This is a genomic window from Zoogloea sp. (assembly GCF_030157465.1).
In the GTDB taxonomy this organism is placed as follows: Bacteria; Pseudomonadota; Gammaproteobacteria; order Burkholderiales; family Rhodocyclaceae; genus Zoogloea.
The window spans coordinates 1-22,377 of the sequence record NZ_JAOAUU010000041.1 but is presented as its reverse complement, the minus strand read 5'-3'; the positions used below and the strand labels follow the sequence as shown (position 1 = coordinate 22,377).

At 62.3% G+C, this 22,377-nt stretch carries 22 protein-coding genes; 4 read left to right on the top strand and 18 right to left on the bottom strand.

The features are described from left to right. The 10 genes from Q1W26_RS04500 to Q1W26_RS04455 form a co-directional block, all read right to left on the bottom strand. Positions 1-185, bottom strand: a 185-nt coding sequence (locus Q1W26_RS04500; protein ID WP_300436441.1) for a hypothetical protein, incomplete at its 3' end; no start/stop codon positions are given. 88 nt (positions 186-273) lie between these two features. Then, positions 274-1,986: a hypothetical protein gene (locus Q1W26_RS04495; RefSeq protein WP_300436438.1), complete on the bottom strand. Its 1,713-nt coding sequence runs from the start codon at positions 1,984-1,986 to the stop codon at positions 274-276. A 183-nt stretch (positions 1,987-2,169) separates the two neighbouring features. Continuing rightward, positions 2,170-3,351, bottom strand: coding sequence for an acetylornithine transaminase (locus Q1W26_RS04490; protein ID WP_300436435.1), 1,182 nt, complete (start codon positions 3,349-3,351; stop codon positions 2,170-2,172). Between the two features lie 102 nt (positions 3,352-3,453). Continuing rightward, on the bottom strand, positions 3,454-4,695 hold the full coding sequence (locus tag Q1W26_RS04485; RefSeq protein ID WP_300436432.1) for an MFS transporter: 1,242 nt from the start codon (positions 4,693-4,695) through the stop codon (positions 3,454-3,456). A gap of 109 nt (positions 4,696-4,804) precedes the next feature. Next, entirely contained in the window at positions 4,805-5,728 is a 924-nt protein-coding gene (locus Q1W26_RS04480) for a transporter (RefSeq protein ID WP_300436430.1), read from the bottom strand. A 101-nt stretch (positions 5,729-5,829) separates the two neighbouring features. Then, positions 5,830-6,249, bottom strand: coding sequence for a 2-hydroxymuconate tautomerase (locus Q1W26_RS04475; RefSeq protein ID WP_300436427.1), 420 nt, complete (start codon positions 6,247-6,249; stop codon positions 5,830-5,832). A gap of 35 nt (positions 6,250-6,284) precedes the next feature. Continuing rightward, positions 6,285-7,316: a 4-hydroxy-2-oxovalerate aldolase gene (gene dmpG / locus Q1W26_RS04470; protein ID WP_300436424.1), complete on the bottom strand. Its 1,032-nt coding sequence runs from the start codon at positions 7,314-7,316 to the stop codon at positions 6,285-6,287. Between the two features lie 10 nt (positions 7,317-7,326). After that, complete coding sequence (locus tag Q1W26_RS04465; RefSeq protein ID WP_300436421.1) at positions 7,327-8,241, bottom strand: acetaldehyde dehydrogenase (acetylating); 915 nt, start codon at positions 8,239-8,241, stop codon at positions 7,327-7,329. Between the two features lie 31 nt (positions 8,242-8,272). After that, positions 8,273-9,067, bottom strand: coding sequence for an SDR family NAD(P)-dependent oxidoreductase (locus tag Q1W26_RS04460; RefSeq protein WP_300436418.1), 795 nt, complete (start codon positions 9,065-9,067; stop codon positions 8,273-8,275). 127 nt (positions 9,068-9,194) lie between these two features. Next, positions 9,195-9,638: a heme-binding protein gene (locus Q1W26_RS04455; protein ID WP_300436415.1), complete on the bottom strand. Its 444-nt coding sequence runs from the start codon at positions 9,636-9,638 to the stop codon at positions 9,195-9,197. A 178-nt stretch (positions 9,639-9,816) separates the two neighbouring features. Here Q1W26_RS04455 and Q1W26_RS04450 point away from each other — a divergent pair, with 178 nt between their 5' ends. Next, complete coding sequence (locus tag Q1W26_RS04450; RefSeq protein ID WP_300436413.1) at positions 9,817-10,530, top strand: FCD domain-containing protein; 714 nt, start codon at positions 9,817-9,819, stop codon at positions 10,528-10,530. Between the two features lie 107 nt (positions 10,531-10,637). Here the strand turns inward: Q1W26_RS04450 and Q1W26_RS04445 are convergent, their stop codons facing one another. The 8 genes from Q1W26_RS04445 to Q1W26_RS04410 all read right to left on the bottom strand — a co-directional run bounded on the left by Q1W26_RS04445 (position 10,638) and on the right by Q1W26_RS04410 (position 17,187). After that, a complete protein-coding gene (locus Q1W26_RS04445) occupies positions 10,638-11,567 on the bottom strand; it encodes a catechol 2,3-dioxygenase (protein ID WP_300436410.1) in 930 nt (309 codons plus the stop codon). Positions 11,568-11,715: 148 nt separating this feature from the next. Continuing rightward, positions 11,716-12,771 (bottom strand): phenol 2-monooxygenase domain-containing protein, encoded by a 1,056-nt coding sequence (locus Q1W26_RS04440; protein ID WP_300436407.1) that lies wholly within the window; start codon positions 12,769-12,771, stop codon positions 11,716-11,718. 83 nt (positions 12,772-12,854) lie between these two features. Further along, positions 12,855-13,214 carry a phenol hydroxylase subunit P4 gene (locus Q1W26_RS04435; RefSeq protein ID WP_300436405.1) on the bottom strand — a complete coding sequence of 120 codons (360 nt, stop codon included), beginning with the start codon at positions 13,212-13,214 and terminating at the stop codon, positions 12,855-12,857. Between the two features lie 60 nt (positions 13,215-13,274). Continuing rightward, on the bottom strand, positions 13,275-14,828 hold the full coding sequence (locus Q1W26_RS04430; RefSeq protein ID WP_300436402.1) for an aromatic/alkene/methane monooxygenase hydroxylase/oxygenase subunit alpha: 1,554 nt from the start codon (positions 14,826-14,828) through the stop codon (positions 13,275-13,277). Between the two features lie 19 nt (positions 14,829-14,847). Continuing rightward, entirely contained in the window at positions 14,848-15,117 is a 270-nt protein-coding gene (locus tag Q1W26_RS04425) for an MmoB/DmpM family protein (RefSeq protein WP_300436399.1), read from the bottom strand. A 10-nt stretch (positions 15,118-15,127) separates the two neighbouring features. Continuing rightward, positions 15,128-16,123 (bottom strand): aromatic/alkene monooxygenase hydroxylase subunit beta, encoded by a 996-nt coding sequence (locus tag Q1W26_RS04420; RefSeq protein WP_300436396.1) that lies wholly within the window; start codon positions 16,121-16,123, stop codon positions 15,128-15,130. A 48-nt stretch (positions 16,124-16,171) separates the two neighbouring features. Then, complete coding sequence (locus tag Q1W26_RS04415; RefSeq protein ID WP_366143635.1) at positions 16,172-16,405, bottom strand: phenol hydroxylase subunit; 234 nt, start codon at positions 16,403-16,405, stop codon at positions 16,172-16,174. A gap of 452 nt (positions 16,406-16,857) precedes the next feature. Continuing rightward, positions 16,858-17,187 carry a 2Fe-2S iron-sulfur cluster-binding protein gene (locus tag Q1W26_RS04410; protein ID WP_300436393.1) on the bottom strand — a complete coding sequence of 110 codons (330 nt, stop codon included), beginning with the start codon at positions 17,185-17,187 and terminating at the stop codon, positions 16,858-16,860. A 242-nt stretch (positions 17,188-17,429) separates the two neighbouring features. Between Q1W26_RS04410 and Q1W26_RS04405 the strand changes: the two genes are divergently transcribed. The 3 genes from Q1W26_RS04405 (at position 17,430) to Q1W26_RS04395 (ending at position 21,949) form a co-directional block, all read left to right on the top strand. After that, entirely contained in the window at positions 17,430-19,103 is a 1,674-nt protein-coding gene (locus Q1W26_RS04405) for a sigma-54-dependent Fis family transcriptional regulator (protein ID WP_300436391.1), read from the top strand. Between the two features lie 157 nt (positions 19,104-19,260). Then, positions 19,261-21,264, top strand: coding sequence for an acyl CoA:acetate/3-ketoacid CoA transferase (locus tag Q1W26_RS04400; protein ID WP_300436388.1), 2,004 nt, complete (start codon positions 19,261-19,263; stop codon positions 21,262-21,264). Positions 21,265-21,442: 178 nt separating this feature from the next. Continuing rightward, on the top strand, positions 21,443-21,949 hold the full coding sequence (locus Q1W26_RS04395; RefSeq protein WP_300436385.1) for a phasin family protein: 507 nt from the start codon (positions 21,443-21,445) through the stop codon (positions 21,947-21,949). Positions 21,950-22,377: the final 428 nt, after the last annotated feature.

The window sequence follows — 22,377 nt, the reverse complement described above, 5'->3', positions numbered from 1 at the left end:
CTCCAACTCGACGCATCAAAGCCAACAGAAGTCCACGCCATACCCACCGGGGCAGTACTCGTCACCTGCCATCCTGTGCCCGGCAAAGTAGCGATACGTACATCATCGGCCGCGTTAGCTGGAGCTCCCGTAGCTGCCAATGCGCCAACCACAGCAACAGTCATCAGTGCACGCTTCATCATCATTTGGTCTCCTGATCGTTTTATTGAACATCATGACGGGATGGCTTAATTTGCCTTGTTGAAGTTTCACCCCGGAGAGGTTCCAGATCAGTTACAGACTCGAAACACCTGTCTCGTTCTCTTGTTTCTCAAGCATGAACTGGATCCGCTCTCGATAACGCACCACCCACGGGTGACTGAAATCGCCCGGCAGAAACTCACCCTCGTCGTGCTGGACGATCACTTCACGCCAATTTGCTCTTGCATCAAGCAGCGCCTCCATCTCATGCACATCCACCCAGCACAAGCCCCGCACCAGGCTCACCACACCATGCTTCACATGCACCCAATTCACCGGCTCGTCGCCTTCCAGGCACCCCAGCCGGCGCAGGCGGTGCAGTGCCACCTTCAGGTTCTGCAGCGCCTTGTCGCCCTCCGCGTCCGGCCACAGCATGTCGGCGAGGCGGGTGGCGGGCACCTTCTGGCCGCCTTCGCAGATCAGCGCGATGAGCAGCATGCGGGTGCGCTGGCCCTTCCAGTCGCGGTCGTAGATGCGCCGGCCGTCAATCTCGACGATGAACTCGCCGAGGGTCTGGATGCGCACTCTTGGCTGGACGCCGGTACCGCCGAGCAGGGCCTCCAGTTCATCCACCCATGCGCGTGGCCGATGGAGAGGGCGCAGCATCTCGCCAGCCGGAACGAGCGCCCGCGCCGCGGCAAGACCCGTGCGGGCGCGGTCCCGCTCGCCGCTCCGGGCGTCGAGCATCGCGAGTTCCTGATGGGCGACGGCCGCGATCCGGTTGAGGCCTGTGGCGAGCCAGCCAGGGCTGGCGAGCTTGAAGGCCTCCCGGGCCTCCGGGCCGCGGTGCAGATCGGCCAGGGCCTGCACGCGCAGGAGCGTGCCCAGGGCCAACAGCAGGCCGACGCCGCCCGCCCCCGCCTGCTCGATACAGGCATCGGCGCGCTCCAGAGCACGCAAGGCCTGGCCGCTGCGCAGCGCCAGTACGCCGAGGGCAAGATGACGGTAGGCACACAGGAGGCAGCGGCCCGCCGGAATGCACACTTCCCCCAGGAGGCGCGCGCAGTCGGCACTCTCCGCCTCGCGCCCCAGCGCCGCTGCCGCGTAGAGGCGATGGCCGAGGAGGAGCACCGGCACGGCCTCGGGCAGGCCCGCCGCGCCGGCCAGACCGGCGGCGGTGACGAGTTCGGCATCGGCGCGCTCCGGCTCGCCGAGCATCAGGGCCACCAGGCCTGCCGCACCACGCACGACGACCTGGGCCAGCAGCGTCGCGTCGCGGCGGGCGCACAGGAACACCGCATCGCTCAAGCGCACGTCAGCCCGAACCACCCTGCCCGCCAGGGCATCGGCGACGCCGAGCAAGGCCAGGCAGGAAAGCTGCAGGGAGATTTCGTCGCCTTCGACGGCAAGGTGCAAGGACTTTTGTGCAGTCTCGACCGCCTGAACGACATCGGCCTCGGCGAGCAGCGCCAGCACGCCCAGGCGCAGCCATGACTCGCTCGCCAGAAGCGGCGCGGTTACGGGTACATCCAGCAGGGCGAGGAGTTCGGCGCGCGGGCCCGCAAGGCTTGCCAGCCCTGCTCCGCGGCTCAGTTGAACGTCAATGACACGCAGGCCGGCGAGGATGGCCGCGTCAGCCAGGCCCCCCGCGGCAAGCTTGCGGATCCAGTCCGTGGCGCCGCCCGCCGCGGGCGACGGGCAAAGCGCTCCGTCTGGCGCCGGAAGCAGGTGTGCCCATTGAAACGTCGCTTTGATTTCAACTTCAGGGTCCCTGATACGTTGATCATTACCAGAAAATGTCACCACGATCCGGAACCTCTTCAGTGAATATCACCGGAATTCATAGTGACTCAATACACCTGGAATTCATAGCCGGGACACGATATCCCGCTATGCCGCCCAGGCAAATTTAACAAAGCACAGCCCCGCAAATGGACAAAAAAATGGCGCCACGGGTGGGCGCCATTTTTTGGTCCGAGATCCGTGCTGTTACTTCTTCAGCAGGATATCCAGCGCATCGATCATCTGGTCGATCTCGGCTTCGCTGACGTTGAGGGCCGGCATGAAGCGCAGCAGGTTGGGCCGCGGAGAGTTGAGCAGCACGCCCTGCGGCTCCATGGTGAGTGCCGCCTGGACGATGGCCGGACCGCGCTCGTCGTCGAGGATCAGGGCCCGCAGCAGGCCGGAACCGCGCTCGCCCTTGAGGCCGTGTTTGGCCGACAGCTCGAGCAGGCGCTTCTTGAGATATTCGCCACGCGCGAGGACGGACTCGAGGAAACCCTCCGAAGTAAGGCGCTTGATCACCGCCACACCAACCGCCGTCATCAGCGGGTTGCCGTTGTAGGTGCCGCCCTGCTCGCCCGGCTCGAAGCAGGCAACCGACTCGGTGGCCAGCAGCGCCGCCAGCGGCACGCCGCCGCCGATGCCCTTGCCGAGGGTCATGATGTCCGGCTCGATGCCCGAGTGCTCGTAGGCAAACAGGGTGCCGGTACGGCCCATGCCGGCCTGCACTTCGTCGACGATGAGCAGCAGGCCGCGCTCGCGGGTGAGCTTGCGCAGGGCCTGCATGAACACGGGATCGGCCGGAATCACGCCGCCCTCGCCCTGCACCGGCTCCAGCATCACGGCAACGGTCTTGTCGGTGATCAGCGCCTCGACGGACGCGATGTCGTTGAGGTCGGCCTTCGGGAAGCCCGGCACCTGCGGCGCGTACATGGTGTCCCAGCCCGGCTTGCCGGAAGCCGACATGGTGGCCAGCGTGCGACCGTGGAAGGAGTGGTCGAAGGTGATGATTTCGTAAGCACCGCCCTTGTTGACCTTGCCCCACTTGCGGGCCAGCTTGATCGCGCCTTCGTTGGCTTCAGCGCCGGTGTTGGCGAAGAACACGCGGTCAAAAACCGAGTTGGCAGTGAGCAGGCCGGCAAGCTCGACCATCGGGCCGTTGTAGAAGGCCGGGCTCGGGTTGAGCAGCGTGCTGGCCTGCTTGACCAGCGCATCGCGGATTTCCGGCGGACAGTGGCCGAGGCAGTTGACCGCCCAGCCCTGGATGAAATCGAGGTAGCGCTTGCCGTTATGGTCGTACAGCCACGCCCCTTCGCCGCGCTCGAAAACGAGATCGGGGCGGTTGGTGATGTACATGAGGGAAGCGGTGTCAAACTCTCCGTAGCGCATGGATGGCTCCAAAATTCATGAGGTACTGAGTATACGGCCTGATTGTGCCGTGGGTTATTTCAGCGGCCCCGGTTGATGCCGCAGCACAGCATTTTTTTGTCGTCAGCCATGGCTTTCGGTGACCAGCGCCAGCAGGCGCCGGCGACGGGTGAGCAAAAAGGCGACAAAAGCCAGCAGCACCACCCCCTCCGCCAGCAGGCTTGGCCCGGCCCCGATGGCCGTGGCCAGCAGCCCGGCGAACAAGCCGCCGAGGGCATCGAAACCGAAGCGCGCCGACGTGAAGAAAGACACCACCCGCCCCCGCAGCTGATCCGGCGCCATACCCTGCAGCAGCATGTTGATGCCCACGTTGCACACGGAAATTCCGAAGCCCACCCCGATCATCGCCCCCATCGCCAGCGGCAGGGTGGACGCCAGCGCGAACACGATGATCGACAGCGCACTGATCACGCACCCCGCCACCACGGCGCTGATGAGCCCCGGCAGGCGTCGGCGGGTGGCCAGAAAAATCGTCGCCATGAAGGCACCGCCCCCCGCCGCGCCCCACAGCCAGCCCAGGGTTGTCGCGTTACCGGCGAACACGTCGCGGGCGAATACCGGCAGCAGCACGGCGTAGGCCGAGGCCGTGAGGTTGAGCGCCATCAGGGTCAGGATGAGCATGCGCACCGGCCAGGTGTGCCAGGCGTAATCCAGCCCCTCGCAAAACACCTCGCTCATCGAGCCGCTGGCCCGCGGCGGTTCAGTCACCTTGATGAACAGCAGACCGATGATGAGGGCGAGAAAAGACAGGCCGTTGATCGCAAAACAGGCCGCCTCGGACGTGAGCCCCAGCAGCAGTCCGGCCAGGGGCGGGCCGATGAAGCGCCCGCTGTTGAACAACATGGCATTGAGGGCCAGCGCATTGGGCAGATCTTCCTTGTGTCCGACAAAGCTGTTGATCAGCGACTGGCGCAGCGGCGTATCGAAACTGTTGACGAGCCCCAGCAACAGCGACATCAGCACGATCAGGGTGGGGCCGATCCAGTCCATCCAGGTGAGAAACGCCAGCACGAAAGCCTGCACGGCAAGCAATGCCTGCGCGGCGAGCAGCCATTTTTTCTTGTCCTGCTTGTCGATCCACGCGCCCGCCAGCGGGCCGACCAGCAACTGGGGCACCAGCGCGCAAAACGCCGTGACGCCCAGCAGCGCCGCAGAACCGGTGATGCGATAGACCAGCCACGAAAGCGACACCTGCTGGATCCACGAACCCAGGATGGAGACCGCCTGGCCGACAAAATAGAAGCGGTAATTGCGATGGGCGAGCGCCCGCAGGGAGGCGGGCAGGCGGGAGCTCGGGCGGGTCATCGGGGGCGTCTTCTTTCGTTGAAATAAATGCAAAAAGCCAGTCAGCGTTAGGCTGACTGGCTTGACTCACGTCATCAGGCCCCGCCATGGCGGAGCCGTCTGAGGAGAATTACAGGGGCATCACCACGTTGAACCACAGCTTGTCGCCCTGGAAGCGGTTTTCCACCGCCATCTCGCGCTGCCACTGGGCCATGAAGGTGGTGCCGGTCTTGGTGGAGTACTTGACGCTCGGGCCGATGGCGAAGACCTGGCCCTTGTTGCCGGCGGAACGGAGACCCTGAACCGCGGGAACCACAACGCCGTTCTGCTTGTCGCTATCCAGCTGCTTCAGGTAGTAGCCGGCGAGACCGAAGCCCCAGTCGCCATACTTCTTGCCGACCAGGTAGTCCATGTGGAACTCGTCACCCGACTGATACTTGGTGTCGCCGTTCTTCTGCTTCATGTTGTACATGAACTTGCCGGTGACTTCCCAGTTGCCCTTGGGCAGCCAGGTGACGGCATACACGGCCTCGTAGGCGACGTAGTTGGAGCCAAGGCTGCGAGCCGGGTCGTTCTTGTCGTATTCGCCGGTCGGCAGGAAGACGTCGAGGGCGGCGATGGTGTGCAGCTCGGGGCTGTGGTGCCAGCCGATCGCCACCGGGGTGAAGAACATGTCGCCGATACCGAACTTGCTGCCGCGGTTGCCGGCGAAGCTCAGGCTCTGGTTGACCACCGGCACGAAGGCTTGCACGGCGTAGTCGCCGCCAAGGATCTTGATGTTGGTGACGTAGATGAAGCGCAGCACGTCGAAGGTGACGTCGGCACGCGCACCCACCTGGTTGGGGCCGAGCTTGGCATCGTTGCCCTTGCCGTCCTGCAGCTTGCCGCCGTAGTGGCCCAGATAGTTCTTGAAGTAGAAGCCGGCCGGCGGCAGCGCGCCCGCCATCCAGTTTTCGGCGCCCGGCGCGGACTGGTCGCCGCCTTCCTTGGCCTGGGCGGCACCAGCCGCCAGGAACAGGCTGCCGACGATGAGTGCAATAGCTGATTTCTTCATAAGGTTCCCCTCCAATGGATAACTATGGAATTGCTCTTTTTTTTACTGCGTTACAACCGGCGCGGCCCCCTGCAAGGTGGCGAGCCGCGCAAAAGCGGTGTTCAGCGGCCGATGTTCTTGGCCGTCTTGCCGCCGATGCCCCAGTTGGTCTTGGGCACTTCGGTGATCCACACCCGGGTCTTCTCGAGGGCAGTGCCGAGGGCGGTGACGAAGGCCTGGCTGACCAGGTCGATGACGGCGGCCTTCTGCTCTTCGGTGCGGCCTTCCATCATGAACATTTGGGCGAAGGGCGCGTTGGCGTCGTCGAGGGCTTCCACCGGCTCGCCGCCGATGCCGTAGTCGGTCTTTGGCAGCTCGCGGAGCCACACGCGGATGTTGGGCTTGGGCGCGCCGATGGAGTCGTGCACGGCCTGGGTGATCTTCTCGATGAGCACCCGCTTCTGCTCGGGGCTGTGGCCTTCGGTGATGTGAACCTGCGCAAACGGCATGTCGCTCTCCCTTGTCGTAAAACTTGTGATCAATACAGGCGGGGCACCGGAGCGCCCCGCCTGGGGCTTTAGGCCATCAGGCCGCGAGCCTTGGCCATCGTGATGGCGGTGTCCTCGATCATGTCTTCCTGACCGCCGACCATGCCACGGCGGCCCAGTTCGACCAGAATGTCCCGCGCCGGCACGCCGTACTTGACGGAGGCGCGCTTGGCGAACAGCAGGAAGGAGCCATACACGCCGGCGTAGCCAAGGGTGAGCGCATCGCGGTCGATGCGGATCGGGAAGTCCATCATCGGAACAACCAGGTCTTCGGCCACGTCGGTGATCTTGGCCACATCCACGCCGGTCTCGATGCCCATCAGGCTGCACACGGCGATCAGGACTTCCATCGGGGTGTTGCCGGCACCGGCGCCGAGGCCCGCAGCGGCGGCGTCGATGCGCGTGGCGCCCACTTCGATGGCGGCGATGCTGTTGGCGACGCCCATGGCCAGGTTGTGGTGGCCGTGGAAGCCCAGCTCGGTTTCCGGCTTGAGCGCGTCACGCACGGCGGAAAGGCGGGCCTTGACGCCGTCGGGCAGCAGGTGGCCGGCGGAGTCGGTCACGTAGATGCAGTTGGCGCCGTAGGATTCCATCAGCCTGGCCTGCTTGACCAGGCCTTCCGGCGTGTTCATGTGGGACATCATCAGGAAGCCGACGGTGTCCATGTCGAGCTTGCGGGCGAAGCTGATGTGCTGCTCGGAGACGTCGGCCTCGGTACAGTGGGTGGCCACGCGGATGGTGTTCACGCCCAGCTCGCGCGCCACCTTCAGGTGGTCGACGGTGCCGATGCCCGGCAGCAGCAGCGCCGAAACCTTGGCCTGCTTCATCAGCGGGATGACGGTGGAGAGGTATTCCTCGTCGGTGTGGGCCGGGAAGCCGTAGTTCACCGAGCTGCCGCCCAGGCCGTCGCCGTGGGTGACTTCGATCAGCGGCACGCCGGCTTCGTCGAGGCCGGTGGCGATGCTCTTCATCTGCTCGAGGGACATGAGGTGACGCTTCGGGTGCATCCCGTCGCGCAGGGTCATGTCGTGGACAGTGATTTTTTTACCTTTGAGATCCATGTCCGGTTCCTTAAGCGGTGACGGGTTTCAGCGTGAGACGGCCGGCGATCATTTCTTCGGCAAACATCTCGGCAGTACGGGCAGCGGCGGCGGTCATGATGTCCAGGTTGCCGGCGTACTTGGGCAGGTAGTCGCCCAGACCTTCGACTTCCAGGAAGACGGACACGCGGTTGCCGTCGAACACCGGGCCATTGACCAGCTTGTAGCCAGGCACGTACTTCTGGACTTCCTTGATCATCGCGTGGATGGATTCGGTGATCCGGGCCTGGTCGGGTTCGCCTTCGACGAGGCAATGCACGGTGTCGCGCATCATCAGCGGGGGTTCGGCCGGGTTGATGATGATGATGGCCTTGCCCTTGGCGGCGCCGCCGACCTTTTCAATCGCGCCGGAGGTGGTGCGGGTGAATTCGTCGATGTTCTTGCGGGTGCCGGGGCCGGCGCTCTTGGAGGAGATGGTGGCGATGATCTCGCCGTAGCTCACCTTCTGGACGCGGGAAATCGCCGCGACCATCGGAATGGTGGCCTGGCCACCACAGGTGACCATGTTCACGTTCATCTCGCCGCTGCCGACGTGATCGACGAGGTTGACCGGCGGCACACAGAACGGGCCGATGGCGGCCGGGGTCAGGTCGATCATCAGCACGCCGAGCGCGTTGAGCTTGCGGGTGTTTTCCGCGTGCACGTAGGCGCTGGTGGCATCGAAGGCGATCTGGACGCCGTCGGCGATCACGTGGGGCAGGAGGCCATCCACGCCGTCGGCGGTGGTCTTGATGCCCATTTCGCGGGCCCGCTTGAGGCCGTCGGACTCGGGATCGATACCCACCATCCACACCGGCTCAAGGACGGGGCTGCGCATCAGTTTGGCCAGCAGGTCGGTTCCGATGTTGCCGGGACCGATGAGGGCACATTTGATTTTTTTGCTCATCGTTAAGATTTTTCCTGTTGAAACGCTGGGGTTAAACCATGCTGCGGACGACGCCGCCTTCGACCCGCAGGGCCGCGCCATGGGTGGCGGACGACAGCGGACTACAAACATAGGTGACCATGGCAGCGACCTCGGCAGGGTCGATGAGGCGCTTGATGATCGAGGTTGGCCGGGCGTTGGCAAAGAAGGCCCGCTCGGCCTCTTCCACAGAAACGCCCTGCTCTTCAGCCAGTCGGCCAAAGAACGTCGCGACACCTTCGGTGCGGGTCGGGCCGGGGAGTACGGAATTCACGGTAACACCGGAGCTTGTGCAGGTTTCGGCAATGCCGCGCGCCACCGACAGCTGGGCCGCCTTGCTCATGCCGTAGTGCACCATCTCGGCCGGCGGGCAGACGCCCGACTCGCTGGAGATGAACACCACGCGGCCCCAGTTGCGGGCCTTCATCGCCGGAAGATAGTGACGGGTGAGACGCACACCGCTCATCACGTTGGTCTCGAAAAAGTCGAACCATTCCTCGTCGGCGATTTCCTCGAAGGGTTTCGGTTCGAAGATGCCCATGTTGTTCACGAGGATGTCCACATCGGGACAGGCGGCGGTGAGCGTCTCGCAACCGGTAACGCTGGAGAGGTCGGCGGCAATGCCGCTGACTCGGGCCCCGGGCACGGCTTCGAGCAGGCGCTCGACGGCCACGGCAACGCCGGAGCGGCTGCGTCCGTTGAGGATGATCTCTGCGCCTTCAGAGGCCAGCGACCGGGCCGTGGCAAAGCCGATGCCAGAAGTCGAACCGGTGATGAGAGCGCGCTTGCCTGCCAGTTGAAGATCCATGAATACCTCTGTCTGTGAACTACAACCTGCGCGCAGCCCAGCTGCGCCGGTTGAAAGCGGGTGATTCGGGGGGCGAAATTTACTCCATGGAACACGAAATCGGCAGTCAGGAAAACCCCTGCCCGGCTTACTCCGCGCCGATGGCCAGGAGTGCGGCACGTGCGCACTCTTCGTCCTGCTCTTCCGAGGCACCGGAAACACCGATGCCGCCAATCAGCTCGCCCGCCACACGGATCGGCAGGCCACCACCGAACACCACCAGGCGCGGACGGGCCGAGAAACCCAGCTTCATGCCTTCATCGTGGCCGATCACCTTCATCCAGTCCTTGGTCGAAAAGCCGAAGCCGGACGCCGTGTAGGCTTTGTCGATGGCGATATCGATCGACTGCAGGAAGGCGCCGGGCATGCGCAGGAAGCCGGACAGGTTGCCACCGCTGTCTGCCACCGCCACGTTGATCTTCACACCCAGCTTGGCCGCGTGCCCGATCGCAGCCTCGAGTGCCACGCTGACCGCTTCGGCAGAGATGACCGACTGGGGAACTGCGACGGATGAAACGGGTTTCTGGCTCATGGTGGTTTCCGGATCAAGTGTTATAGAAGAGCGCGTTCGTGCCAACGATATTTGCTTCTGATTTCGCCGTCAATGTTTTCTCGAGATTTTTATCCATCACCGCGATAAGACAATTCGGCTAAAATTAGCTTGAACCTGCGAGAATTCTGGTGCAGGCATGAACAGAGAATCCAAAACAATGAACGATTTTGCTAGCGTCTCCGACGTGGCGGCCAGCCATGCAGATAGTCCCAAGACTCTCGCCGAAGCGGCGTATCGGCAGCTGCGCAGGGACATCATTGAGGGGATTCACCACCCCGGCGACAAACTGCGCGTCGAACATCTCAAGGACCAGTATTCAGTGGGCGCCGGTACGCTGCGCGAGGCCCTGCAACTTCTGGTCACCGACGCGCTGGTGGTGGCCCAGGGGCAGCGCGGCTTTCGAGTCGCGCCGATTTCGCTCGACGATTTCGAAGACATCACCCGCACCCGCGTACTTCTTGAAACCGTGGCCCTGCAGCAGTCCATCGAACTCGGCGACGACAACTGGGAAGCCAGCGTGGTGGCAGCCTTCCACATGCTGTCCCGGGCCGAGGACAAGCTCGAGGATGGCACCGACGCCGCCCGGGAAGAATGGGAAGAGCGCAACCGGGTTTTCCACGAGGTGCTGATTTCAGCCTGCCCGTCGCGGTGGGTACGCCATTTCCAGAACATCCTCTACCTCCAGTCGGAGCGCTACAGGCGCCTGTCCCTCTTCCGCCAGCCGATTTCCCGCGATGTGCATGCCGAACATCAGGCCATCGTCGATGCGGCCCTGGCGCGTAACGCGCAGGAAGCCACGCGCATCCTCACCGAGCACATCCTGCGTACGCTGGAAGCCGTTCGCAAACTGCCGGCCAACCTTCTGAGCTGATCGACCAGCCGGGGCACTACACCTGCCGGGCATTCCGGCTTTTGCAAGGCTTAACAGAACGGCGGGTTTCCCCGCCGTTCTGCATTGTTCAACGACTCTTCAAACGATCAGGAAACGACCGTCAGGAAGCGCTCGTTGAGCTTGCGGTCGTGGTAGAAGATGCCCGGGCCGACTTCGTCCCAGGTCCACTTGATGGCCTTGTAGTCGGGGTAGGTATCGTAACCGCCGCAGAAGGTTTCGAAGCGGTTGCCCGACGGGTCGAAAGCGTAAATCGTCGTGCCGCGGGTGATGCCGTGACGCGTGGGGCCGATGTCGATGGAGATGCGATTCATCGACATGAGGTCGGCTGCGCGCAGCACCTTTTCCCAGCTGTCCAGCTTGAAGGCCACGTGGTGCAGCTTGTTCGGCTCGGGGTGACGTACCAGGGCGATGTCGTGGGCCTTGGTGGAACAGGACAGCCAGATCGCGAGGTCGGTCTTGCCGTCTTCCATGACCACGTGCTCGACGAGGAAGAAGCCCAGCACCTTCTCGAAGATTTCCTGAACCTTCTCGATGTCCGGACCGTACAGCAGGCAGTGGTCCATGCGGCTCGGCGCGATGCCGTGCTCGGCGGCCGGAATCCACGGATCCGGGTTGACGTAGGCCTGGCCGTTGCCGATGTCGGTCTTGTCGGCGTAAAGCTCGATCAGGTGGCCGGACGGAATCTGGAAGCGCACGCGCTCGCCGGTTTCAAGCATTTCACCGGCGGGGATGCGCTCGGTGGTGAGGCCGTAGGCCTTCAGGTCGCCATCCAGCTTTTCCAGGGTTGCCTTGTCGGCAACCTTGAAAGCGAAGAAATCAACACCCGCTTGTTCCGCTTCGCGGATCAGCACGCTGTTGTGGTCACGCTCGTCCCAGGCCTTGAAGTAAACGCGGCCCTGGCTGTCGCGGCCGGTCTCGACCAGGCCGAGGGTGTTTTTGTAAAAGTTGATACCTTCTTCGAGATCCAGGACGCGCAGTGCGATGTGGCCGGGACGCAGAACACCAGTCATTGCCATAAATTTCTCCTCCGGAAAGTCCTCGCCCGGTTTTTATAAAGTCCGGATCGAGGTGGGTTAGCCAACAAAAAATACCAACTACAGCATCAGGGAGAATACCGATAGTTTCGCGATAATTTTCTGTTTTCTCGATATTCTTTGATAAAGCTCAAACCCGCTTGAAGAGGGGGCTGCGGACCTGCTGCGCATCGGCGGCCGAGAAGAATTTTTCGGTGTAGATGTCGTTCTCGAACAGGCGGCCCTGCATGAGGGTCGTGATGCACGCGTCGATCATCACCGGCGGGCCACAGAGGTAGGCCTTGTGGTCGCGGAAGTCGTTGTCGAAATGGGCCTTGGCTGCATCGTGCACATAACCACGGAAGCCATCCCAGTCGGAACTGTCCGGTTCATTCGACAGCGCCGGAACGTAGGTGAAATTGGGGTGCTTCTCAGCCAGCGCGACAAACTCGTCGTGGTAGTACAGCTCGTCCCGCGTCCGCTGGCCATAGACCAGCGTTATCGGCAGGGTGCTGCCCTCTTCCAGCAGATCGAGGATCATCGAGCGCGGGCTGGACAGACCGGAGCCGCCCGCCATGAAAATCGATCCCGTAGCGGCAGACTTGCGCACGAAGAAGCGACCATACGGGCCGGAAATCGTGATGCGGTCGCCCGCCTTGAGTTGCTCGTGCAGATAGGTGGTGCCGGTACCGCCGGGAACGATCCGGATGTTGAGCTCGATCTCGCGCCCAGTGGAGGGCACGTTGGCCAGCGAAAAGGCGCGGCTGATGCCGAGGCTTGGAATGTGTACGTTGACGTACTGGCCGGCCTGGAAGTGGATCGCCTCGTCGAGTTCGACGAAGATGGCCTTGATGGTCGGAGTCAGCGTAACGATTCGCGAAACGGTGCCGGGGAAATCGCGCACCGGGATCGATTCGGCATCCGGCTCTTCGTCGATTTCGGCTTCGATGGTCACATCACTTTGCAGGCGGGCGCAGCAGGCGAGCGTCTTGCCCTCGTCACGTTCGAAGTCCATCAGTGCAAAGCTGGAGGCATCGCCGTGGTCGACTTCGCCATCGGTGACAATCACCTTGCAGGTGGCACACAGGCCGTGGCAGCAGGCGTGGGGCAGCCAGATGCCGGCGCGCAGTGCGGCGTCGAGAATCGTCTGGTCGTCCTCGACTTCGATCGTCTGGCCGATCGGTTCAATGGTCAGTTCGTAACTCATGGTTCTTGTCCGTTCTCGGTCGGGCGGAAAAGCAGCGACCTGCTCCCACAGGTCGCCTTGTTCTTATAACGCTTTGATACTTCTTAGCTGCAGGACCCCTTGATGCCGGTCAGGCCCGGCGTACGGAAGCGGATCACGTCCTTGTGCTTGAGTCCGTTCTCGGCCAGCGACTTCTCGACATCCGGCTGCCAGGGCTTGCCCGACTTGAACCACTCGGCCTTGGCCCAGTCGATCTGGGCGAAATCCGGGTGGTAGCCATAAACGCCCGGCAGCACGCCGACGAGGATGTCGCCGAAGCGCATCGTCGGCGGGAACGGGAAGGCGAACGGTGCGCAGAACATCAGGTGGTCTTCCCAGCCGATGTAGAGCAGTTGGGCGCCGTGAAACTTGTCGACGGTGTCGGCGGGGGGAAAGTTGTATTCCTTGACGGCAGCTACAGCCATGTCTTGTCTCCTTGCTGATTCTTCAAAGCCGCGGGTGCCAGGCACCCGCGGTACGCGGCATCAGGCGTTCTTGGTCGCCTGGCCACGCCATTCGGCGAAGTTCTTCTGGTCTTCCGAGCCCTCGAAATCGAGGTTGTCACGACCGAATTCGAGGTGGTAGTACTTAATCACCGCGGCAAGCGGATCGAAGCCCTCGACCGTCGGGTCGGTGCCTTCGGGGAAGCAGTTGCCCTGGTAGATCTGGTGAACCGGCAGCCAGGCCTGGACGTACTTCTCGGGTTCGTCTTCGAAGATCTTTTTGCAGTGGTCGGAACAAAAGTGGTACTTGTCTTCCTTGTAGTCCACTTCGCGGTAGCAGATCTTTGTCGGATCGCCCGGCTCGGTGAACACCAGCGGGATCTGGCAGGTCTGGCACAGCATCGGCAGCGTCTTGTTGTAGAAGCGGTTGCCCTTGGCAGCCTCTTCACGCCAGAACTCCATGCGCGGACGGTAATACTTGTCGTAACTTTCCGGGTACTTGGCAGACAGCCATTCCATTTCGTCGGCGTCCGGCATCCAGGTGTGGAAGTTGGTGGCGGCGGCGTAGTTGTAGAAGGTGCTCCAGGCCTGGTGCGACAGGTGGTCCTTTTCGAGGGCGATGTGCTCGGTGCACTTGGGGATCGTGATGCCGTAGCGGGCCAGATCCTTGAACAGGGCGCCACCGTTCTGCTCGAAGTAAACCTCCCAGGCTTCCTTCCAGCTCATGGTGCGCTTGGGCAGCATGTAGTCCATCATCATCGCGACGAGGGTCAGCACGCGGTAGCCGCGCCAGGTCCATTTGTCGATCCAGCGCTGCACGATCGGCACGTTGGCCGGATCCTGCTGCAGGATGAACTTGATGACTTCGAGGCCCAGGGTCATGTGACGGGCTTCATCGGACTGGGCCGAGAAGCCGAAGGTCATGGTGCCCATGTCGCCGTTGTAGGCCGCGCCGGAAACGAAGGGCACGAACAGCAGGTTGGTCAGCACGTACTCGAAGCTGAAGCCGATGGCCACCATGAACTCGAAGGGGCCGGCGGTGATGGCGTCGTCGAAGAAGCTCTTCGGCACCGACAGGAACCACACGCGGTCGTGCGCATGGTGGAAGTCATGCATGCCGTTGTAGTACTTGTTGTAGTTCGAGACGGCGTGGATCTGGGTCTGGGCGTGACGGATCTCGTCGAGCGACTGCATCAGACAGGCGACGCGCGGGCCGGGGCCGGGGAACTGGCGGCCAGCGTGGGCAAAGCCACGGTGTGCCACGTATTCGAGCGGGCTGATGCCGCTCACGAACAGCTTCACGGTGTTCAGGTAACGGGCGTCGGTAACGTTCAGGTGGCCGTTGCTCTGGATGTAGGCGTCCAGCACCGAGTACAGCTTGCGCTCTTTCTCGGACTGGTACTTCCAGTAGGCATCCATGGTCAGGCGGAACGGATCTTCCCACTTGTCCCAGTCGTGAATCTTGATGCCTTCATAGGCCATGTACGGGTAGATGTCTTCCATCTTCTGGTACGACGGCGTCCAGTCCAGGCCGCGCGTCATGACCGCATAGCGCTCTTTGAGGCCGAGCTTTTTCTTGGCTACTTGCATATCCATTTTTATGTCTCCTTGGGGCTCAAGCGTTCCAGTAAAGGATCATTTCGTCGTCGGTCTGATCGAGGTTGCCCGACATGGTGATCAGGTTGACCTGGAGTTCCTGCAGGTCGTAGGAGCGGCCGATCAGCTCCTCGATGGTTTCGCGGCGCACGACCAGCTTGCCTTCGGCGTCGATCTTCACCATGGCCGGCTGTTCGTTCACAACGGCGTGGGGATTGTCCTGAACGATGGCCTCGATGATCTGGCGGGTGTCTTCGTTGGTTTGCAGCGCAATAAATACATTCGACATCAGGTTTTCCTTAAACGGCCACACCGGCCTTGGTCATGCGTGCATTGAATTGCTGGACGACCTCGCCCATCAGCTCGTCGGTGCGATCGCCGAGGGCAATGCGGGCAACCGGCAGCAGCGCGGCGGCAGCGCGGTCGCGCCATTCGACGATCCACTTGGCCAGGATCTCCTTGTTTTCGGCGGATTCCGCAGCGGCGATCTTGACCGTCGCGTCAGCCCACTTCTTGGTTTCGGCAAACCAGTCGGTCATGAACTGGGTCAGCATCGCCACCGAGGTACCACCCTGGGCCGACAGCACGTCGTCGATGATGGTTTCGTACACCAGCGGATACAGCAGACCGTCGAGCACCACGTTCTGCACGACGAACAGTTCGAACGGATCCTGAACGACCATGCTGTCTTCGACGAGACGGCGCAGGCCCTGCCAGGTGTCATCCTCAACCCAGGACTTCTTGGCATCGTCCAGCACCTCGACGCTGCCCAGCAGCAGGCCGACGCGGGTGATGTACTGGGCGATGCCAAGCTGGTCCATCGACTGGAAGATGTGCGGCTGGGAGAAACCCGTGCCGTAGCCGTACGCACAGATCGCGGCGTTGTTCATGTTGGAGCCCCAGGCCACGTGGCGCAGGGGAATCAGCAGCTTGAGCACGGTGTCGCGCACGGATTCCGGCAGGTTGGCTGCCATGCCGCGGCTCTCGACGAAGTCGAAATTGGCTTCGGCGGTGTCCTGCTGCTTGGCACGGGCCAGGGTGTAGGCACCGTAGTAGAACTGGCGCGGATCCTTGAAGGCGTACCAGTCGGCCATCTTGATGGCGCTGCGGGACGCATCGTAAATATCGTGATCCGGATCCCAGGTCGGGCGGTAGTGGAAGTTGGCCGTCTGCTGCATGTCCAGGGTGCCTTCCTGGTAGCGGGTAGCCGGCTTGTCGGCGCCGATGCGGCGGGCGATGTTGTCGAAGGTGTGTCGCAGCGGCTTGATGGAAACCGTTTGCAGGTCGATATGCATGTATTTCTCCTCCTCTGTTTTAAGGTTCCGGGATGCTTTCCGGCTTATCTAGCGGAAACGCTGATGCGTTGCCTCGTGCAGGTTCCAGTTCCAGTCGCTGCCCTCTTCCGTTTCCGGCCGCGTGCCTTCTATGAGGATCACCCGGTTGGTCCGGCAGAAATCCTCGTAGGCCGCTTCGGGCAGCAACATCTCGACGTAAATCGAAGGGTCGGAGATGGAAAACTCGAACTCCACCATGCCGTCGGGCCGCTTCTCCACGATACGGACGTACTTGCGATTCATGTCAACTGACGGGTTCGTCGGATCGATCATCGTTTCCTCGGTCTGGTATCGAACACCACGATGTCTATATCAAGTCTCATGCCAGGAAGTTCAGTCACTTGATTTAAAACAGGAAATTCTCATCATTAAATTAATGGGGCCAAAAACCCTGTTTATAGGTCGATCAATTGATGAAATGCTGCAATGCAGCTTAATGATCTGGTGAAGCCCCTCGCCGGCGAACGACAAACGCTCGACCGCCGCCGCCTGAATGGCCCCAAAACCTCGTTGCTGGCCGCTGTAAGCGCAGGTTCAGCGCACAGCCGGGACGACAAAAAAAATGGCCGTCACATTGCGTGACGGCCATAAAAACCAGGGAGCCCGGCAGGAGGGAGGGATCTGCCGGTGTGGTGCTCCTGGTTGCGGAACGAAAAACGAAAAACGAATAGGGATCCGGTCGGTGCCCGCCTGCCTCAGTCCGACCCGCACGGCGCGCCTGCGCACACCGTCTTGACCATCTTGCCGACGACAGTCAGCGACACCTCACCGCGGGGAAAGGCCCGACAGGCCAGCACGATGCCCTGGGCCAGCTCTTCGTCCGACACGCAAGACTTGCTCATCTTGCGGGCCTCGTACTCTCCCGCCGTGATGTGTACCTTGCACACCCCGCAGCCGCCGCCCCGGCAGCCCACCGGAATGCCGCGACGCCCAAGAACCTCCATGCCGCGCAGCAGGTTCTGGTCTGGCGCGCAGAGGTAATCCTCACCGCTGTTCTCAATGTGAACCAAATGCTTCTCGGCCATTACCCCTCCTGGATGCCACGCGGTCACGCTTCACGGTGCCGCAGAAGCAGTGCTAGCTATTTTTCTCGAGATTTTATATTATTATCGTTGATGAACGAATAATGCAAGCTGATATCGTTTTTCAGTTCGGGCACCCCGCTACACCCTGCATGTTGTATAAGGAGCCTCTTCCGCTGCACTGGTCCAAAAAACCAGAAATCACTACTAATAGATGCAGCGGCGAGATCAACGGAGGAGAGACCGTGAGCACCATCCAGTACCCGCAGGACAGCGACCTGCGAAGCCTCGTACGGTTTTGTGCCGAGAAGGGCCTGATCTGGCTCGACGAGAGCCGCATGATTCTGATGCATGCCGCTGCACTCTCGGCCTTACGCAAGGAACTCATCGAATCGCTGGGCATCGACCAGGCCCGCCGCATCCTCACTCGCATGGGCTACGCCTCCGGCGCCCGTGATGCCGAGCTTGCCAAGAAAGTGCGCAACGGCAAGTGCACCAAGGACGTGTTCTCGGCCGGCCCCCAGCTGCACATGCTCGAAGGCAGCGTGCTGGTCACGCCGGTCACCCTCGACATGGACGTCAAGGCCGGCACCTTCTACGGCGAATTCCTCTGGGACAACTCCTACGAAGCCGAAGTCCACGTACGCGAATTCGGCCACGCCGAGCACCCGGTCTGCTGGATGCAGATCGGCTACGCTTCAGGCTACACCTCGGCCTTCATGGGGCGCTTCATCCTGTTCAAGGAAGTCGCCTGCGCCGCAACCGGCAACAACCAGTGCCGCATTGTCGGCAAGCCGGTCGACGAGTGGCCCGACGCGGCCCAGCACACACCTTATTACGAAGCGGACTCCATACTCAGCCAGATGCTCGAACTCCGCGGCCAGGTAGACGCCCTGCGCGCAACGCTGGAACGCACCCAGCAGCCCCCCAACCTGATCGGCTCGTCGGCCGGCTTTCGTCACGCCTACGATCTGATCGACAAGGCCGCAGCCACCCAGGTTACCGTCCTGCTGCTTGGCGAGACCGGCGTCGGCAAGGAGCGCTTCGCCCGTGCCCTGCACGACATGAGCCGCCGCGCCGCCGGCCCCTTCGTGGCCGTCAACTGCGCAGCCCTGCCCCACGACCTGATCGAATCCGAACTCTTCGGCGTCGAGAAAGGTGCCTTCACCGGCGCCCATGCATCCCGCGCCGGCAAGTTCGAACGGGCCGAAGGCGGCACCCTGTTCCTCGACGAAGTCGGCGAACTGCCCCTCGCCGCCCAGGCCAAGCTCCTGCGCGTGCTCCAGGAAGGCGAGATCGAACGGCTCGGCGACGAGCGTGTGCGCAAGATCAATGTGCGCCTGGTGGCAGCCACCAACGTCGACCTGCAGGCCGCAGTCAAGGCCGGGCGTTTCCGCAGCGACCTGTACTACCGGCTCAATGTTTACCCGGTACGCATTCCGCCGCTGCGCGATCGCATCGCCGACATCCAGCCGATGGTCGAGGCCATGCTGCTGCGCTTCAGCGCCCTGCACGACAAGCGCATCGCCGGCATCACCGACAAGGCGCTGCGCGCGCTCCGCGGCTACCCCTGGCCGGGCAACATCCGCGAGCTGGAAAACATCATCGAGCGCGGCATGATCCTCACGCCGCAAAACGAGTGGATCGAAATCGAGCATCTTTTTGCCGAACCCCAGGATTTCGGCTCGGCACAACAGATCGTCGACGATTCGGGCAACCTCGCCGATGCCGACTGTGCCATCGAAAATCTGTGTACGCGCATCGTTGAAGCCGGCATCGGCCTCGACGACCTGGAAGAAGCGCTGCTCCAGCACGCGGTGAAGGAATCCGGCGGCAACCTGTCGGGTGCCGCGCGCCTGCTGCGAATCACCCGCCCCCAGCTCAACTACCGCCTGAAGAAAAAGGAATCGGCGACCTGAGCACTCCGGTTGCACCTGAATTCAACCCTCACAGGCCGGACGAGCTCCGGCCTTTTTCATGTCACGCAGATCGCTCGGAATCACTCATCCCTCGTCGCTGGCAGCGATCTTTAGGTATCGTTCGATACTTCAACAGGCCCCCAGAGGATGAGTGGAGATGAACCCTAAAAACCAGAAATTCATGCGTCCCCAGGGCCGCAACACCGGCAAGATCGTCAGCGCCGCCGACGCGGTCAAACTCATCCGCTCGGGCGACACCATCGCCACCACCGGCTTTGTCGGCATCGGCTTCCCTGAAAACATCGCCATCGCCCTCGAGCAGTACTTTCTCGAAACCCGCGAGCAGGATCCGGCAGGCCGCGGCAAGCCCGAAGGCCTCACCCTCGTTTACGGCGCCGGCCAGGGCGACGGCAAGGACAAGGGCCTCAACCACCTGGGCCACGACGGCCTCGTCGCAAGAGTGATCGGCGGCCACTGGGGCCTGGTGCCACGCCTGCAGGAACTGGCCGTCGCCAACCGCATCCAGGGCTACAACCTGCCCCAGGGCGTCATCACCCACCTCTATCGCGACATCGCCGCCGGCAAGCCGGGCACCCTCACCCGGGTCGGGCTCGGCACCTTCGTCGACCCGCGCTTCGGCGGCGGCAAGGTCAACGAATGCACCACCGAGGATCTCGTCCGCATCATCGAAATCGACGGCGAGGAATACCTCTTCTACAAGGCCTTCCCGATCCACGTCGGCATCATCCGCGGCACCACCGCCGACCCGGACGGCAACATCACGATGGAAAAGGAAGCCCTGACCCTCGAAGGCCAGGCCATCGCCATGGCCGCCCGCAACAGCGGCGGCATCGTTATCGCCCAGGTCGAGCGGATCGCCGAATCCGGTTCGCTCAATCCACGGCAGGTAAAGATTCCCGGCATTCTGGTCGACTGCGTGGTGGTTGCCGAACGCCCCGAGTGGCACATGCAAACCTTTCTCGAACACTACAACCCGGCCTTCTCCGGCGAGATCCGCATCCCCCTCACGTCCCTCGAACCGATGGAAATGAGCGAGCGCAAGATCATCGCCCGCCGCGCCGCCATGGAGCTCACGCCCAACGCCGTGGTGAACCTCGGCATCGGCATGCCCGAGGGCGTGGCGGCCGTGGCCACCGAAGAGCGCATCCTCGACCTGATGACCCTCACCGCCGAGCCCGGCGTCATCGGCGGCATTCCCCAGGGCGGGCTCAACTTCGGCGCCGCGGTGAATACCTCCGCCATCATCGACCAGCCCAGCCAGTTCGATTTCTACGACGGCGGCGGGCTCGACATCGCCTTCCTGGGCCTCGCCCAGGCCGATGCCCAGGGCAACCTCAACGTCTCCAAGTTCGGCTCCAAGCTCACCGGCGCCGGCGGCTTCATCAACATCAGCCAGAACGCCAAGAAGGTCGTCTTCGTCGGCACCTTCACGGCCGGCGGGCTCGAAGTTGCGCTGCAGGACGGCCAGCTCCGGATTCTGGCCGAAGGCCGCTCCGGCAAGTTCGTGCAGGAAGTCGAACACCGCACCTTCAGCGGCCAGGAAGCCCTGCGCCGCCGGCAACCGGTGCTGTACGTCACCGAGCGCTGCGTCTTCGAGCTGACTTCCGAAGGCGTCGAGCTGATCGAAGTTGCGCCGGGCATCGACATCGAGCGCGACATCCTCGCCCTGATGGCCTTCAAGCCCGTCATCCGCGGCACGCCCCGCCCGATGGACCCGCGCATCTTCCGCGACGAACCCATGCAGCTACGCGCCGACATCGTGGCCGTGCCCCTCGAATCGCGCTTTCAGTACGACGCCGATCAGAACATCTTCTTCGTCGATTTCGAAAGCATGAGCCTGCGCCACGAAGCCGATATCGAACGCATCCGCAGCATCGTGGAAGCCATCCTCCTGCCGCTCGGCCGCAAGGTGCCGGTCGTCGTGAATTACCACGGCTTCGACATCCAGGAAGAACTCATCGACCCCTATGCCAACATGATCAAGGGGTTGATGAACTCCTGCTATGCCCAGGTCACCCGCTACGCCACCAACACCTTTCTCAAGGCAAGACTCGGCGACGCATTGAACGCACGGCAGCTTAAACCCGGCATTTTCGAATCGGCCGAGGAAGCCCGTGCCGGGCTGGCTAAAATGCCCTGACTGTTATTTCTTGCAAACTGTTGCTGCAGTGCAACATTTACACGCGCAGATGTGCCATTTTTTGAGGCGTGTCACTTAACGGTGCAGCCGCGTGTGATATTGTTTTCGTGTGAGGTCGCAGTTGATTGTTGTTTAGCACCTCTAAAAAGCTCAATTACAAACACCAGGAGGAACAAATATGGCCAACAAGCAAGAACAGCAACAACTGAACGAAATCCAGAAGAAGAACCTCGAAGCCGCCATGCGTCTGGCCCAGCTCTCCATCGAGAACTCCCAGCGCATCATGGAACTTCAGGTGGGCACCGCCAAGTCCCTGTTCGAAGAAGGTGTTGCGAACGCCAAGGCCCTGTCCGGCGTCAAGGATCCGGCTGAAGCCATGAGCCTGCGCACGTCCTACGCCCAGAGCACCACCGAAAAGATGCTCTCCTGTGCCCGCGAAATCGCCGAGATCACTGCCAAGACCCAAGCCGAAGTCGGCAAGATGGTCAGCGAGCAGCTCACCGGCGGCGGTGCAGACATGTTCGAGTCCATGCAGAAGATGTTCAAGGGCATGCCCATCGGCGACCACAACGCCCTCGGCACCATCCAGGGCGCCATGGACACCGCTCGCGCCGCTTACGAGCAGATGACCAAGGCCTCCACCGAAGCCTTCCAGGCCTTCACCAAGATGGGCGTCAAGAAGTAATTCGACGTTCTTTAGCGGTATTGAAAACGGCGCCTTCGGGCGCCGTTTTTGTTAGCTATGCTCGCGTTAAGTGTGTAATCACTCTTCCTGGCCGACCCACCGGGCTTGGAGGGTCTCAACTGTCGGGGAAAGCGCTTTCCACACGTTGTGCGAACCTTGGTGGTTCATTCCATTCGACCGCGAACCGGTGAGGCCTTGCGGGACGGTTTTCCCGTGTTTAGCGTTACGTTGGCCGGGTCTCGCCCCGGCGGGCGACCTTCTTCTTTGTTGTACGACAAAGAAGAAGGCAAGAAAACGTACCCCGCTGCCGCGCCCCCTTCGGGGGTTCCCTCCTTCCGGCGATGCCGTGCGGGGTCTTCGCAAACTCGCCCTGCGGGCTCAGACATGCGAAGCCCTTTTTCCGCCCGTCATCACCTCCAGTCGGCACG

Coding starts and splice junctions, on each gene's coding strand:
- Q1W26_RS04490 (WP_300436435.1), bottom strand. CDS start 3,351: ATGCGCTACGGAGAGTTTGACACCGCTTCCCTCATGTACATCACCAAC.
- Q1W26_RS04485 (WP_300436432.1), bottom strand. CDS start 4,695: ATGACCCGCCCGAGCTCCCGCCTGCCCGCCTCCCTGCGGGCGCTCGCC.
- Q1W26_RS04480 (WP_300436430.1), bottom strand. CDS start 5,728: ATGAAGAAATCAGCTATTGCACTCATCGTCGGCAGCCTGTTCCTGGCG.
- dmpG (WP_300436424.1), bottom strand. CDS start 7,316: ATGGATCTCAAAGGTAAAAAAATCACTGTCCACGACATGACCCTGCGC.
- Q1W26_RS04465 (WP_300436421.1), bottom strand. CDS start 8,241: ATGAGCAAAAAAATCAAATGTGCCCTCATCGGTCCCGGCAACATCGGA.
- Q1W26_RS04460 (WP_300436418.1), bottom strand. CDS start 9,067: ATGGATCTTCAACTGGCAGGCAAGCGCGCTCTCATCACCGGTTCGACT.
- Q1W26_RS04455 (WP_300436415.1), bottom strand. CDS start 9,638: ATGAGCCAGAAACCCGTTTCATCCGTCGCAGTTCCCCAGTCGGTCATC.
- Q1W26_RS04450 (WP_300436413.1), top strand. CDS start 9,817: ATGAACGATTTTGCTAGCGTCTCCGACGTGGCGGCCAGCCATGCAGAT.
- Q1W26_RS04445 (WP_300436410.1), bottom strand. CDS start 11,567: ATGGCAATGACTGGTGTTCTGCGTCCCGGCCACATCGCACTGCGCGTC.
- Q1W26_RS04440 (WP_300436407.1), bottom strand. CDS start 12,771: ATGAGTTACGAACTGACCATTGAACCGATCGGCCAGACGATCGAAGTC.
- Q1W26_RS04435 (WP_300436405.1), bottom strand. CDS start 13,214: ATGGCTGTAGCTGCCGTCAAGGAATACAACTTTCCCCCCGCCGACACC.
- Q1W26_RS04430 (WP_300436402.1), bottom strand. CDS start 14,828: ATGGATATGCAAGTAGCCAAGAAAAAGCTCGGCCTCAAAGAGCGCTAT.
- Q1W26_RS04425 (WP_300436399.1), bottom strand. CDS start 15,117: ATGTCGAATGTATTTATTGCGCTGCAAACCAACGAAGACACCCGCCAG.
- Q1W26_RS04420 (WP_300436396.1), bottom strand. CDS start 16,123: ATGCATATCGACCTGCAAACGGTTTCCATCAAGCCGCTGCGACACACC.
- Q1W26_RS04415 (WP_366143635.1), bottom strand. CDS start 16,405: ATGAATCGCAAGTACGTCCGTATCGTGGAGAAGCGGCCCGACGGCATG.
- Q1W26_RS04410 (WP_300436393.1), bottom strand. CDS start 17,187: ATGGCCGAGAAGCATTTGGTTCACATTGAGAACAGCGGTGAGGATTAC.
- Q1W26_RS04400 (WP_300436388.1), top strand. CDS start 19,261: ATGAACCCTAAAAACCAGAAATTCATGCGTCCCCAGGGCCGCAACACC.
- Q1W26_RS04395 (WP_300436385.1), top strand. CDS start 21,443: ATGGCCAACAAGCAAGAACAGCAACAACTGAACGAAATCCAGAAGAAG.